Origin of the sequence: Xenorhabdus aichiensis (assembly GCF_028598775.1) — a bacterium.
Lineage (GTDB): Bacteria > Pseudomonadota > Gammaproteobacteria > Enterobacterales > Enterobacteriaceae > Xenorhabdus > Xenorhabdus bovienii.
Window position 1 is genome coordinate 1 of the sequence record NZ_JAQRFO010000046.1, and the last position, 12,744, is coordinate 12,744.

Consider the following 12,744-nt stretch of genomic DNA (forward strand, 5'->3'; position numbering starts at 1 on the left):
GTAGAAAGGGTGACAACATTGGACAGGCCTTCAGAGCCACAAAAACGAGACTGAGCAAAAGGCAAATCGGCTGAAACGCACAATACAACAGTATTATCCAATTCGCTGGCAAGTTGGTTGAATTTACGGACAGATGTGGCACAAACACCGGTATCAATGCTTGGGAAGATATTAAGCACTTTACGTTTACCTGCGTAGTGGCTTAATGTGGTTCTGTTGCATTAACAGAGAAAGTCTAAGTCAATGTGGAGTTCGTTACTCTTTATTCAGCCAATCGATAAAACATCGCTGCCGGTGACAATATCTTATCTTCAGGTTGTGAGTATTGCCCTTTACGCAGCATCGAAACGAGCTCTATCCCCGCTAAAATCGTTTGGGCCCGGCGAAATGATTTAAAGCCTAATATCGGCCGTATCCGACGTTTAATGTTTCGATGATCTTATTGAGGTACTTATTCTGGCGGATTTTGATAGTTTTTTCCTTTGATTTATCGGTATTCAGCAAGGCGATGGCTGCGGTGTTGGCCCCACTCTTATCAAGGGTGATGATGTCAGGCTCCCCGTGGTGGCGTAGGGCTTTACGGAAAAAACGCAAAGCGGCAGCGGTATCTCGGTTGGCGGTCAATAAAAAATCAATAGTTTGACCGGAGGTATCAACCGCCCGATACAGGTATTTCCACTGACCTTTGATTTTGATATAGGTTTCATCCATACACCAGCGACGAGCCACGGGACGTTTATGTCGACGAAAGGCCTTACCCAGTAATGGTGTGAGCCTGATAACCCAACGGGATAAGGTAGAATGAACACGTACTCCTCGCTCGGTCATCCTCTCTTCGAGATTGCGTAGACTTAGGGCATAGGCCAAGTACCAACGGACACACTGGGCAATGATATCAACGGGGTAATGTAACCGTTTGAAGGCTTTTCGTATCAACGACATTGACGACACCTTTATCAACAAATAAGTGAGATATTACCAAGGCTTTGCTTATTGCAACAGAACCGTCACGGCTGGTTAGGTGGGCTGGATTACGCCTTGGGCAAGGGAGACGTTTTTACTCTGTACGGCAATGCGGGATTGTTAGGCGGTTGCGCACTCTGGGGTGGCGAAGATCAGTCCGGGCTGTTCTATCTGCCAGACTACTTCCCCGGATTGGACGGTCCTTGGCAACCCCCCTTCTTGTGGGGCGGGGCCCGCCGTTCCACGCACAATGAAATCCCCTGCGTGCAGGGGGGCCGCCGGGGTGAAACATTGTCGGCCATGGCTGAAATGCTTGCCCAGTTGGCCGGGACCCGTGGATATTACGCAACGATTATGCCTTTTATGCCGCTGCATCAGGCCCTCGAGGTTGCCCGTTACTATCCCCATGCTCGGGTATTGATGCATTCAGCGGAAGCGACCCTATCGGTACCGGCCGGGGGGCTTGATTCGCAATTACAACAATTGTGCTCCCACCACAGGGTAAGAACCAACGCGGAACTGGCCGCCTTTTCCCGCTTAGGGAACCGAGTGGAATGGTGCCGACTGGACGATTATCTACTGGAGGCGGCGGCAGAACTTATTACTAATAACCGGGGAAAATACGGTAGCCATCAAGGTATTGACTGGATGCAGCGAATATTTGATGGACAAAAAAAATCCTCAGTCATCAACACTGCGGTGGCTGCTGTAGCCAAACGCGGTGAGCAGATCTTGGGGGTAACCATCTTCTACCGTTTTGGTGAAACCCTTCATGCCCGTTATTACGGTTCGAATTATCAGATAGACGATAACGACTTCCGTTATTTCGTGCTGACCTATTACGACTCGTTAGATTACGTGGCGAAAAACGGGAGCTGTGAATGCCGGCTGTCCATTTCCGCCCTTAGAGCCAAAACGGGTTCTGTCGCATTAAGCGATCATCAGGTAAGCTCCCCTGTTTTTGAGCGAGTCCAGAGCGATGCCCCTGATCCGAAAAGCGTTCAAACGTCTGCACTACCCTGTTGATATTATCGCCCAGTGTGTTCGTTGGTATCTGGCCTATGCCCTGAGCTTGCGTAATCTCGAGGAAATGCTTGTTGAGCGGGGGATAACCGTCGATCATTCCACGCTCTCTCGCTGGGTTCATCGCCTGATCCCGTTGAGGGTCAAACGTTATCGGCGGAGCAAGCCCGCCGTTGGGCGTCGGTGGCGAAGGGATGAAACTGATATCAAAATCAAAGGGCAATGGCGTTACCTTTACCGGGCGGTGGATTCAGACGGCAATACGGTTGATTTTTTGTTGACCGCCCATCGGGATAAGGAAGCCGCCTTGCGTTTCTTTAAGAAAGCCATACGCCAGCATGGACAACCCGACGGAGTGACGATGGATAAAAGTGGCGCCAATAAAGCCGCAGTGGACGAGTTAAACAAGGAAAAAACAAAGGATAACGACATCATTATCCGGCAGAATAAGTCTCTTAATAATCTGATTGAACAGGATCACCGCCACGTCAAACGGCGGACACATCCTATGCTGGGATTCAAAAATTTCAGACGAGCCCAGACCGTGTTGGCAGGGATTGAATTAGTCTGTATGTTGCGCAAAGGACAATACCGACAAAAAGAAGGGGGTCCGATTTCACCGGCAGCCTTTTTCTATCAATTAGCTGAGTAAAAATCAATCACCTCATCTTCACTCGTACTTTCTCTGTTAATGCGACAGAACCCCAGAGAGGCACTACCCACGGAAATGGATGAAACCCAGAACACGATGGAATTCTTTTGATGCGCCGATAAGGATTTAACCGAATGCCATTGATGGTCAGAAAACCCCTACTATGTGATATACTACGAACCCTCATATAAGTAGACTTAATAATTGGAATACTTTTACCATAACCAAAAATAAAAAGCAACGAGATAACGCTGAACTTTCACTTCGCTATTTCTATGATAAGGGATCACCGGAAGCGGCTTTTGTTTTTCAATAACATTCTTCAAACGCTGACTATTATATCGTTTATCAGCAATCCCAAAATCTGATTTGGAAGGCAGATCGCGCCACGGAATTCACATTCTCATGTGATAAAGAATTTCATTAGCAACACTAATCTACCATTAAGGAATACGGCCGACTTTATCCCCAGACTTGTCTAAATAACTTTTGGGGCAATATGCAATTAGTGGCGTTTAAGACAACCTTATCCCCTTTAGGAAAATAATGACCACTCCGATTATTCCACATAGTCAATCGACCATCATCGAAAAATAGCTCTCCTGCCAACAATACAGGGTATTTTGCATAGTCAATATCTTTATCATCTAGCTGAGAAATATTTTTATTCTTGCCATACAATCGAATCCTGCCTTTTATTAATGACGTATGACCTATAGTAGGAATCCGATTAGGATCATAAAGACCACATATAACTGTCAGAGGCATATCGGTGTAAATAACGTATAGATAATGACCATCTGGGACATGTAGCGTTATTGGTTCTATACTTTTCATAAAATAATGAGCGTCACCATCTCCTTGTAATTGGCAGTGCGTGCGCTCAAGGATATAGATTTCATCCAATTGAGCATGGGGTTGCTGCATAGCAAGTCTGCGCCCTTTACCTACAGGATCGCGTTTAGTATTAAATGCGTCCAAGCAATTATAATTAATTATTTTCCCTCTATCTGCGTACGTTTTATGGAGGTTTGTCAGCGCGTTTTCTGGTGCATATTCGCAATGACGGTGTATCCGATTAGATACCCATTGATCCCTAGCGCACACTTCCTCATCATGCTCTTCAATGCATCCTTCATCACGCCTCAATGACCGTGGAAATAAGCGTAACTGTTGACCTTGCCGAAATTTTCTACTTATAAAATTACCCATCTTATCTACCTATTCGTTCTTAAAAATGCAGATAATTAATAACTAATTAAAACTATTTTTTCTGTGACTAATATCAAAAATATTTGAAAATAAACTCAGTTTGGGAAAGTTAGAAATATTCAACAACATGATATTGTTTGAATAAACATCAGAAAACGGTACTGGGATGGATGAGTACCGCTAACAAAGCTGCTGTTTGAAAAAACAAAGAGGATAACCGGACATGAGTCCGGCTTGAGTATTTTTATGTACAAATTTAATACAACCAAAGAGTATGCAGGTTACTCAAATTCATTCCATGGGTTCTGTCGCATTAACAGAGAAAATCTGAGTCAATGTGGAGTGGGTTACTCTTTATTCAGTCAATCGATAAAACATCTCTGCCGGTGACAATGTCTTATCTTCTGATTGTGAGTATTGCCCTTTACGCAGCATCGAAACGCGCTCTATCCCCGCTAAAATCGTTTGGGCCCGGCGAAACGATTTAAAGCCTAACATCGGCCGTATCCGACGTTTGATATTGCGGTGATCTTGCTCCACTCAGTTGTTCAGGTATTTACTCTGTCGGACAGGGATGGTTTCCTCTTTGGGTCTATCGGCGTTGAGCGTCGCCAGTGCAGTGGTATTCGCGCCACTTTTATCAAGGGTCACGACCTCAGGGGTTCTGTCGCATTAACAGAGCGCTAGCAAGAGAAAATGATGTAATTGTTTTTTATGCAGCCAATTGATAGAAAAAGTCGGCGGGTGAAAGAAAACACTCTGGTTCTTGCGGATATTGTCCTTTACGTAACATACTGACCAATTCAATACCGCTCAATAACGTTTGAAATCGCCGGAAATGTTTAAATCCCAGCATGGGATGTATTCGCCGTTTGATGTTGCGGTGATCCTGTTCAATCAGATTATTGAGGTATTTGTTTTGCCGGATAACAATGGCTTCCTCTTTTGGCTTTCCTTGATTTAATTCATCCACTGCGGCTTTATTGGCACCGCTTTTATCCATTGTCACCACGTCCGGTTGGCCATGCTGACGCATCGCCTTTTTGAAGAAACGCAAGGCCGACGACTTATCCCGACGAGCCGTCAACAAAAAATCCACTGTCTTGCCGTCTGAGTCCACAGCTCGATACAAATATTTCCATTGGCCTTTGATTTTGATATCGGTTTCATCCATTCGCCAGCGATGCCCAACATCAGGCCTGCACCGCCGATAACGTTTCACAAGCAACGGAACCCGACGATGAACCCAACGGGAAAGGGTAGAATGATCAACGGCAATCCCCCGTTCAGCCATCATTTCCTCTAAGTTACGCAAACTCAGGGCGTAGGCCAAATACCCACGGACACATTGAGCAATGATATCGACGGGATAATGGAGACGTTTAAAGGCGTTTCGGCTCAGGGGCATCGTTTGGAACTCGCGCAAAAACCGGGAAGTTTACCTGAAGTTCCGTTAATGCGACAGAACCACCCCGGGAGGACAGCATCATGCAATTCACGATCCAAATAGTGGTGGCCGATAAATCAGGTCACAGTCATACTGAGACACTATTCACGATAGAAAAACAGAAGGATTCCCCCAATGATATTGGGCTTTCCTTGTCTGAATCCAAATTGCTTTTGAATGCTATCCAGCAATCGGTGATCCAAAAACAGGCGGCTGAATACCTGAATGAACATCGTGCTTGTCCTCATTGTCAACGAAACCGGCGGATAAAAGGCAAACAGACCATTCAATACCGTACCTTGTTTGGCATTATTCCCGTGGAGGGATTTCGGGTTTACCGGTGCGCTTGTGAGAAACATTTAACCCAAACCGTTAGCTTGCTCAATCACTGGTGTGATACGCATACTCACCCGGAACTCAGGTATATAGAAACTCGGTGGGCTTCACTGATGTCTTATGGATTGACCGCTAATCTGCTCAAAGATATTCTTCCAGTGGGAGAACACGTTAATGCCGCCACCGTCAGAAATCATCTTTGCCAGACAGCCAAGAGACAAGAGGCCGAATTAGAGGGGTTACCTGATTTTCTCCTCGGAGATCCCAGAGAATGGGAAAACTTACCTAAACCGGGAAAACCGATGACGGTGGGCATTGATGGAGGCTACGTCAGAAATCGGGACGACAGAAAACATCATTTAGAAGTCATCGCCGGAAAATCATTCGCAGCTAATGTTCCGACCAAACGTTTTGGTTTTGTGCAATGTCTGGAAAATCATCCCCGAAGAAAACTCATTGCCCAGTTATCTTTACAGGGAATGCAGGCTAATCAACAAATTACTTTCTTATCAGATGGCGCTGATAACCTCAGGGATCTGCAATTTAACTTATACCCCGAATCCCAACACGTGCTCGACTGGTTTCATATCACGATGCGCCTGACCGTATTAAAACAATATGCCAAAGGGGTATCGAAAAACGCCCCGGAACTCGGTGCAGAATTATTGGACTCGTTAACCCGTACAAAATGGTATATTTGGCATGGAAATGTGATTAAGGCATTAGAACACTTGGATGATTGTGCTGCGATGTGTGATGAGGACATCTCGCATTATGAAAATAAGAAATCATTGTCAAAACATTTCGATGAAATGTACACCTATATTAAAAATAACAGCATGATGATCCCGAATTACGGTGAAATGTACCGATATGGTGAACCCATTTCCTCTTCATTTGTTGAATCGACAATCAATGAAGTCATCGCTAAACGGATGGTGAAAAAGCAGCAGATGCAATGGAGTCAGCAAGGTGCGCATTATTTAATCCAGACACGCACAGCCGTACTGAATGATGATTTGAAAACCCAATTTGGGCACTGGTATCCGGGCATAAAATTAGGTGACGAAACGGAGCATTGTTGGACAGAATCGGTTGCCGCATAAATGCCCCACAGATTTTTATGCTCTACTGGTAGTACGTGACATAATGACACCCTTGTGTGAATAATTAACACACCAATAATAATGTATGCAAGAAACAAAATCAAAGTGATCGAGGGAATTATGACAATTAAGGGTTCTGTCGCATTAACAAAGAAAGTATGAATGAAGATGAGGTGATTGATTTTTACTCAGCTAATTGATAGAAAAATGCCGCGGGTGAAATCGGACCCCCTTCTTTTTGTCGGTATTGTCCTTTGCGCAACATACAGACCCATTCAATCCCTGCCAACACGGTCCGGGCTCGTTTGAAGTTTTTGAACCCCAGCATAGGACGTGTTCGCCGTTTGACGTTGCGGTGATCCTGTTCAATCAGATTATTCAGGGACTTATTCTGTCGGATAATGATGTCGTTATCCTTCGGTTTTCCCTGATTTAACTTGTCTAGCGCGGCTTTGTTGGCGCCACTCTTATCCAGGGTCACCCCCTCAGGTTGTCCGTGCTGACGCATCGCCTTTTTGAAAAAACGCAACGCGGCTGGCTTATCCCGATGAACCGTCAACAGAAAGTCGACAGTATTCCCATCCGAGTCGACCGCACGGTAGAGGTAACGCCATTGCCCTTTGATTTTGATAGAGGTTTCGTCCATGCGCCAGCGACGACCCACAGGACGTTTATGTCGACGAAAAGCTTGACCCAGCAATGGGGTAAGCCGGATAACCCCGCGATACAGAGTGGAATGGTCGACCTCAATACCGCGCTCAGTCATCATCTCTTCGAGATTGCGCAGGCTTAGCGCATAAGATAGGTACCCGCGGACACACTGAGCGATGATATCAACGGGATAATGTAAACGTTTGAAGGTTTTTCGAATTAAAGACACGGCTCACTCTGCAAAAGGGCACATATTACCTGAGCTCCCTTTAATGCGACAGAACCTGTAGGTTGCACTTATTATGTGAATGCAAGTCACTTAAGTTAAATTTTATTGTGATATACGCCTCCATTTTGTTAAATATTTATTGATTAACTCCTCATTTTATTTAACGATAATCATGTTTTATTAACATATAGTTACATACACTGATTTATATTAACGCTCATTAGGATAAATTCCACCAGTTTTAAATTGGTGGTTAATTTAAAATAATCATAAGAGAATGATATATGATAGATAGTGCATGGAAACAAGAAACAACTGCGACTACCCAAGGTCATCTTCCTTGGTTTTATTCTACTCATCAAGAAAAATTGCCCGACAAAATAATTTATTGTTTTCCGCATGCAGGAGGCAATGCAGAGTCATATCTGTCCTGGCAACAGGAACTGCCAAAAAATATCTGTATAAAAGCAGTTTGTATACCAGGTTCATGGCGCAGATACAAAGAACCATCCCCATACAGCATTGATATTCTAACAACAGAGCTTGCAGCTGAAATTGATAAAGTTGCGGCTGATGATTTCTACTTCTTTGGACATAGCATGGGAGCCATTGTTGCCTATGAAGTAGCGAGAAAACTAAAGAACCATGCCAAGGGACTTATTGTTTCAGCAAGTGCTTCTCCGCAGAATGTTCCCTCGGAGAGGGTTCTAGCAATGTCAAAAATGAGTGATGAAAAATTTGCCAGTGAAATGCATTTCTTTAATGGAATTGATGAAAAAATACTTGATAGTCAATTCTCTGCTGAAATTGTCTCAGCTAGATTAAAGAAAGATTTCCACCTGATAGCTAAATACAGATATCAAGAAACTGAGAAAATAAAAACGCCTATTTGGGGAATTGTTGGGAAGGATGACCCACATGTTTCACAAGAAGCTATAATGGAATGGCAATTATTAACGCACGAATTTAAAGGATGTCAAGTTGCTGATGGTGACCATTTTTATTTAAATAAAAATAGACTTGAAATAATAAAATCAATCAATGAAATGGTAATCAATAATAATGAAGAAAACCAATTGTTGATTATCTAATTTTTTTCTTGGTGTAATGATATGTCGAATAATAAAAAAGAAAATAATGTATTGGATAGAAGAATTCAAAAGGGAGAGGCGTTCAAACGACTGCATACAAAGGGTTCCTCTTTTATCATGCCAAATCCTTGGGATCGCGGAACCGCAATATTGATGGAAAATGCAGGATTCAAGGCTCTGGGAACGACCAGTGCTGGCTTGGCCTTTACATTAGGTAAATTGGATAGATCTATGGCGGTGACACGTCAGGAAACATTAGACAATGCACAGTTTATTGTTAGTGCAACTGAACTGCCTGTTTCAATCGATCTGGAAGATGGGTTTGGCGAGCACCCTGATGACATAAAGAAAACTATTCTTGATGCTGCTGCATGTGGTGCAGTAGGAGGTTCTATCGAGGACTACTCAGGGAATCGGCAATTCCCGATTTACGACTTGTCGACATCCATTTCACGAGTTGAGGCCGCAGTTGATACGGTAAAACAGTTACCGTTCCCCTTTACACTTACTGCTCGCGCTGAAAACTATCTTTATGGAGTTCATGATCTGAAAGATACCATCGCAAGACTAAAGGCATATGAGAGAGCCGGAGCTGATGTACTCTATGCTCCAGCCTTGCCTGACGCAGAGTCTATCCTAGCCGTGTGTCGTGCAATAAATACTCCTGTGAATGTTTTGTTGGGGGCAGGGAATCGATTGTCCGTTGATGAATTATTCTCTTTAGGCGTCACTCGTGTAAGTCTAGGGTCGGCACTATCACGCGCTGCATTAGGTGGCTTTGTCAGGGCTTTGCAAGAACTCCAACAGCAGGGTAGCTGTAATTTCCTTGACCATGCTATTGGCTATTTCGACGTTGGTGCATTACTAGCGGAGAATAAAATTTAATGTATTCTTTCGATTATTACCAAAAGGCGAAGTTAATTGCACCACAGTATCTTTTGGGTGAACAGGTGTTACCATATCATGAAATTGTACAGTGGCAACAACGTGCGGCGAATTTCTCAATGGCACCGGAGCCCACTCTATGGGGATGGGGAACTGTGCATAAAAACTCGCATTCTGTCGCTGAAATGGCTGTCGCTACGGCCAAAAAAACACTGTTGTCAGCCAACGTTCATCATCAAGACATCGATACACTAATCTTCTGCAGCACGTACTTTCCCGATCGGCCGAATGAACATATTAGTCTTTTACGTGAGGTTGCTTGCCCTCTGAATTTGGAACACACGGAAATTATCGGCGTTACGCTCGGGCGGTGTACAAATTTAATCAAGGGGTTGCGTCTAGCTCAAGCGCGCATAGCCTCTGGTCAGTCTAAACAAGCTCTTGTAGTTACCAGCGATTGCATAGTGAATGAAGAAGAACGTATGGAAAATTTTGCGTTGTTCTCGGATGGCGCCGCAAGTTGTTTGGTATGTATCGATAGTGATCCTCGTCCTGGCTTTTCAATCATAGCTAATGCCGAAAAACAGGATTTGGGACAGCTCTCACAAGGTCTCTCTGTTGAATTGAGTAAAGCCGTAAATCAGGCCTTATTCCATGACGCTCAGATCTTAATATCTGACGTTAATCGTCTATTTCATACGAATGTTTATCTCCCCATATGCAATTTGAAGGAGATGCAGGCTGGTTATCAGGCATCGCAGCTGTATACCAATAATATTATGCGTATTGGCCACTGCTTTGCAGCAGATCCGCTAATTAACTTAATCGACGCTCAGGCACAAGGGGAGTTACCGCACGGTGGATTATTCCAGTTAGCGGCAAGCGTTCCTGGAGCAAGGGCTTCATTGTTATTACAAATGGATACCGAGAAATGACGTCTCTAAATATTGACGGAACAACTTCGTTACCGCAGGGAAGATTTCATTTCTCGCCAGATGCACAGACCAAACTGCAGACACGATTGGCAACAGGCTCGGTAAATGATTTCTATCTATTATTTGCTGAGGATTTGGAAAGTGAAGATCAGCAACTGTTGGCCCTGCAACTGTTGGAAACATTGCTTAACTCCTCGGTGACCAAAAAAGAACGACCCTTGGATTCAATGCAAATGTTGGAAAGCTATCTAACACAAGCCAAAGAGACTTTGCAGCAGCGTATCAAACAATTTGACCTTTTGGAGGCGAGTGAACGTAAACTAATTTTTCAACAGCGTGCATTATTGTCATTGTTGGCCGGATGCTGGTTGGATTATGTCTCGCAACCAGCAACGGAACCAGCATTAATCGTTTGCCAGCTTAGTGGTCATAATTTCCAGCTAAAGGGTCATGGGGAAATAAATAATAGCCAGCAGCAGCGGCGTTATCGCCGTTTCGCCGAGTTAGACATCCATATCCCCGGGGTTTATACCTCAGGTGTCTTGTCCAACCTACGCACAACGGAGTTAACGGTTTGGCAGGCTACATTCTGGCTTGCTATTTCGCGGCTGCCGGCTAGTTATTTACCTGAGATTATTGGCTTTCACTACGCTTATTATTCCCTCGGCTTTGATGATGCCTTGCTGGGGATGGCGGCGCTAATAAGTGAGCAACAGCTTGAAACATTGCTCGATACCTATCTTTCACTGTGCCAGAATTCGCCGAGTGGTGAGGCCGACATTCAGCGTCTACTGCGAGCGATCTCGGCTTTCGTGACGTTAGAGTTAGATCACAGCGCCATGTTGCTGGAGCTGAAAAATCAGCTGGAGCTGCGCACTTTGGACGATCGTATGGCTGAAATTATTAGACGCCATATGCCTTTTGCTGGCAAACAACATCAGCGAATCAAAGTGGAACAACAATCTCTACCTGATTGGTTTGACGGTGACACACCCGATATCACCGTGTTTTTGATGGCTTTCAGACGCTCTCCTTATTTGCGTCAACGCTCAGATGGCAGCAGGACATGTAGTTTCCAGAAGGCCATTCGCTTTGGCGGTTCGATGTTCGGTATTTTTAGCCGGGAAGAAGCGGAAACGATGGCTCGCTGGATAAAGAACGCCCGCGAAACCGACAGCGAGATTGAGCTAACATCCGAGATGGAAGCCGGCGCAGAACGGGCTTCGCATTGGCGTGTTCATTGCCGCAGTCAATCTTTGGATACGCTGGTTAACTGGCAAAGGGCGGCTTTGCCTGACGATCGTGAACTCTTCTTCCGTCTGGTGAATATCGAGCGTTTTGCCAACCATCTTGAGGCTATTAAAACGCAGGTATCACAGACTCTGCAACAGGCTGAGATTTTATTCACCATCGGGAGTCAGGGTCGTTATACCGACGCCAGCTATTTTGACTTTTCTCCTTCTGCTTTACGGATGCGAACTGACGAAATCTATTGGGATAAATTAGTTCAGCCCTACAAGCGGCTAACCCAAATTCCCGATCGTGAAAGCGTGATTTTCAATCAAAAACTGATGGCGTTAGGCAGCATGATCGACGGTGCCTGGGCGCATAAGTTTGGTGGAACGCTTCGTTATCATCGCGATTCAGATGGCATGATGCTAGCCATTTATGCCGATGAGATGGGGCTTGGTGATGTGAAAAAAAATCATATTACATTGATTTTACGCGTTATTAATAGCATGGGCATTCAGCTTCCTCATATTCGGGAAAAAATGTTCTGCCAACAGGACGAGTTGCCAGACACCTATGCTTTTTCCTTACATCAACTCGGCATGTCACTTTTCCCCGATACGTTTTATGAAGAGTTGCTGGGCTATAACTTAGGAATAGAAATGTTGGGGTTAGGCGAAATGCGCATGCATGAAATTCAAAAACTCCGACATTATGGTTTTGACACAATTTATGAAGAAGCGCACCTCACCATAGATAATTTTTCCGCCGGGCATTCTCGGCAATCCATTGATTTAATCATTGCTTATCTAGAGAACCTAAGAGCAATGCTCGACGAAGAAGAGTTGCAACATCGTTGGCGGCGTATTTGGCGCGGGTATGCTTCATTTGCCTACTTCTTAGAAACCGATCTTACCAAAAACCATGCTGTACCCAGTGAGAATTACAGCGAATTAGTGATCTAAATATATCGTTAAAATAAAT

At 44.5% G+C, this 12,744-nt stretch carries 10 protein-coding genes and 3 pseudogenes; 7 read left to right on the forward strand and 6 right to left on the reverse strand.

Annotated elements, in window-relative coordinates; all coding sequences use genetic code 11:
* Both tpx and PSI22_RS16885 read right to left on the reverse strand, forming a co-directional pair.
* Positions 1-206 (reverse strand): annotated as a pseudogene (gene tpx, locus PSI22_RS16880) (thiol peroxidase); the annotation flags it as partial.
* A 56-nt stretch (positions 207-262) separates the two neighbouring features.
* Positions 263-942 (reverse strand): annotated as a pseudogene (locus PSI22_RS16885) (IS6 family transposase).
* Positions 943-1,227: 285 nt separating this feature from the next.
* Here PSI22_RS16885 and PSI22_RS16890 point away from each other — a divergent pair.
* Together PSI22_RS16890 and PSI22_RS16895 are read left to right on the forward strand one after the other, a co-directional pair.
* The gene (locus tag PSI22_RS16890; protein WP_238126734.1) at positions 1,228-1,989 is read left to right on the forward strand and encodes a peptidogalycan biosysnthesis protein; all 762 of its coding nucleotides are present in this window, start codon (positions 1,228-1,230) and stop codon (positions 1,987-1,989) included.
* A complete protein-coding gene (locus PSI22_RS16895; RefSeq protein WP_238126733.1) occupies positions 1,943-2,638 on the forward strand; it encodes an IS6 family transposase in 696 nt (231 codons plus the stop codon). The genes PSI22_RS16890 and PSI22_RS16895 overlap by 47 nt, the downstream gene beginning before the upstream one ends.
* A 462-nt stretch (positions 2,639-3,100) precedes the next feature.
* Here the strand turns inward: PSI22_RS16895 and PSI22_RS16900 are convergent, their stop codons facing one another.
* The 3 genes and pseudogenes from PSI22_RS16900 to PSI22_RS16910 form a co-directional block, all read right to left on the reverse strand.
* Positions 3,101-3,850, reverse strand: a complete 750-nt coding sequence (locus tag PSI22_RS16900; protein WP_038196306.1) for a hypothetical protein — start codon at positions 3,848-3,850, stop codon at positions 3,101-3,103.
* 354 nt (positions 3,851-4,204) lie between these two features.
* Positions 4,205-4,510: pseudogene (locus tag PSI22_RS16905) on the reverse strand (DDE-type integrase/transposase/recombinase); the annotation flags it as partial.
* Between the two features lie 52 nt (positions 4,511-4,562).
* Positions 4,563-5,258, reverse strand: coding sequence for an IS6 family transposase (locus PSI22_RS16910; RefSeq protein WP_273580761.1), 696 nt, complete (start codon positions 5,256-5,258; stop codon positions 4,563-4,565).
* Positions 5,259-5,338: 80 nt separating this feature from the next.
* On the opposite strand from PSI22_RS16910, the gene PSI22_RS16915 reads away from it, so the two are divergent.
* Entirely contained in the window at positions 5,339-6,739 is a 1,401-nt protein-coding gene (locus PSI22_RS16915; protein WP_273580762.1) for an ISKra4 family transposase, read from the forward strand.
* Between the two features lie 184 nt (positions 6,740-6,923).
* On the opposite strand, the gene PSI22_RS16920 is transcribed toward PSI22_RS16915, so the two are convergent.
* Entirely contained in the window at positions 6,924-7,619 is a 696-nt protein-coding gene (locus PSI22_RS16920; RefSeq protein ID WP_273580763.1) for an IS6 family transposase, read from the reverse strand.
* Positions 7,620-7,903: 284 nt separating this feature from the next.
* On the opposite strand from PSI22_RS16920, the gene PSI22_RS16925 reads away from it, so the two are divergent.
* Genes PSI22_RS16925 through PSI22_RS16940 form a run of 4 tightly spaced genes read left to right on the forward strand, consistent with a single transcriptional unit; the run spans position 7,904 to position 12,725 of the window.
* Positions 7,904-8,710, forward strand: coding sequence for a thioesterase II family protein (locus PSI22_RS16925; RefSeq protein WP_051861384.1), 807 nt, complete (start codon positions 7,904-7,906; stop codon positions 8,708-8,710).
* Positions 8,711-8,731: 21 nt separating this feature from the next.
* A complete protein-coding gene (locus tag PSI22_RS16930) occupies positions 8,732-9,595 on the forward strand; it encodes an isocitrate lyase/PEP mutase family protein (protein WP_273580764.1) in 864 nt (287 codons plus the stop codon).
* Positions 9,595-10,530, forward strand: coding sequence for a beta-ketoacyl-[acyl-carrier-protein] synthase family protein (locus PSI22_RS16935; RefSeq protein ID WP_038250425.1), 936 nt, complete (start codon positions 9,595-9,597; stop codon positions 10,528-10,530). The genes PSI22_RS16930 and PSI22_RS16935 overlap by 1 nt, the downstream gene beginning before the upstream one ends.
* The gene (locus PSI22_RS16940) at positions 10,527-12,725 is read left to right on the forward strand and encodes an iron-containing redox enzyme family protein (protein WP_273580765.1); all 2,199 of its coding nucleotides are present in this window, start codon (positions 10,527-10,529) and stop codon (positions 12,723-12,725) included. The genes PSI22_RS16935 and PSI22_RS16940 overlap by 4 nt, the downstream gene beginning before the upstream one ends.
* Positions 12,726-12,744 lie beyond the last annotated feature (19 nt).

What these genes read in the sequence shown, in the direction of transcription:
- PSI22_RS16895 (WP_238126733.1), top strand. Translation starts at nt 1,943, where the DNA reads ATGCCCCTGATCCGAAAAGCGTTCAAACGTCTGCACTACCCTGTTGAT.
- PSI22_RS16900 (WP_038196306.1), bottom strand. Translation starts at nt 3,850, where the DNA reads ATGGGTAATTTTATAAGTAGAAAATTTCGGCAAGGTCAACAGTTACGC.
- PSI22_RS16910 (WP_273580761.1), bottom strand. Translation starts at nt 5,258, where the DNA reads ATGCCCCTGAGCCGAAACGCCTTTAAACGTCTCCATTATCCCGTCGAT.
- PSI22_RS16915 (WP_273580762.1), top strand. Translation starts at nt 5,339, where the DNA reads ATGCAATTCACGATCCAAATAGTGGTGGCCGATAAATCAGGTCACAGT.
- PSI22_RS16925 (WP_051861384.1), top strand. Translation starts at nt 7,904, where the DNA reads ATGATAGATAGTGCATGGAAACAAGAAACAACTGCGACTACCCAAGGT.
- PSI22_RS16930 (WP_273580764.1), top strand. Translation starts at nt 8,732, where the DNA reads ATGTCGAATAATAAAAAAGAAAATAATGTATTGGATAGAAGAATTCAA.
- PSI22_RS16935 (WP_038250425.1), top strand. Translation starts at nt 9,595, where the DNA reads ATGTATTCTTTCGATTATTACCAAAAGGCGAAGTTAATTGCACCACAG.
- PSI22_RS16940 (WP_273580765.1), top strand. Translation starts at nt 10,527, where the DNA reads ATGACGTCTCTAAATATTGACGGAACAACTTCGTTACCGCAGGGAAGA.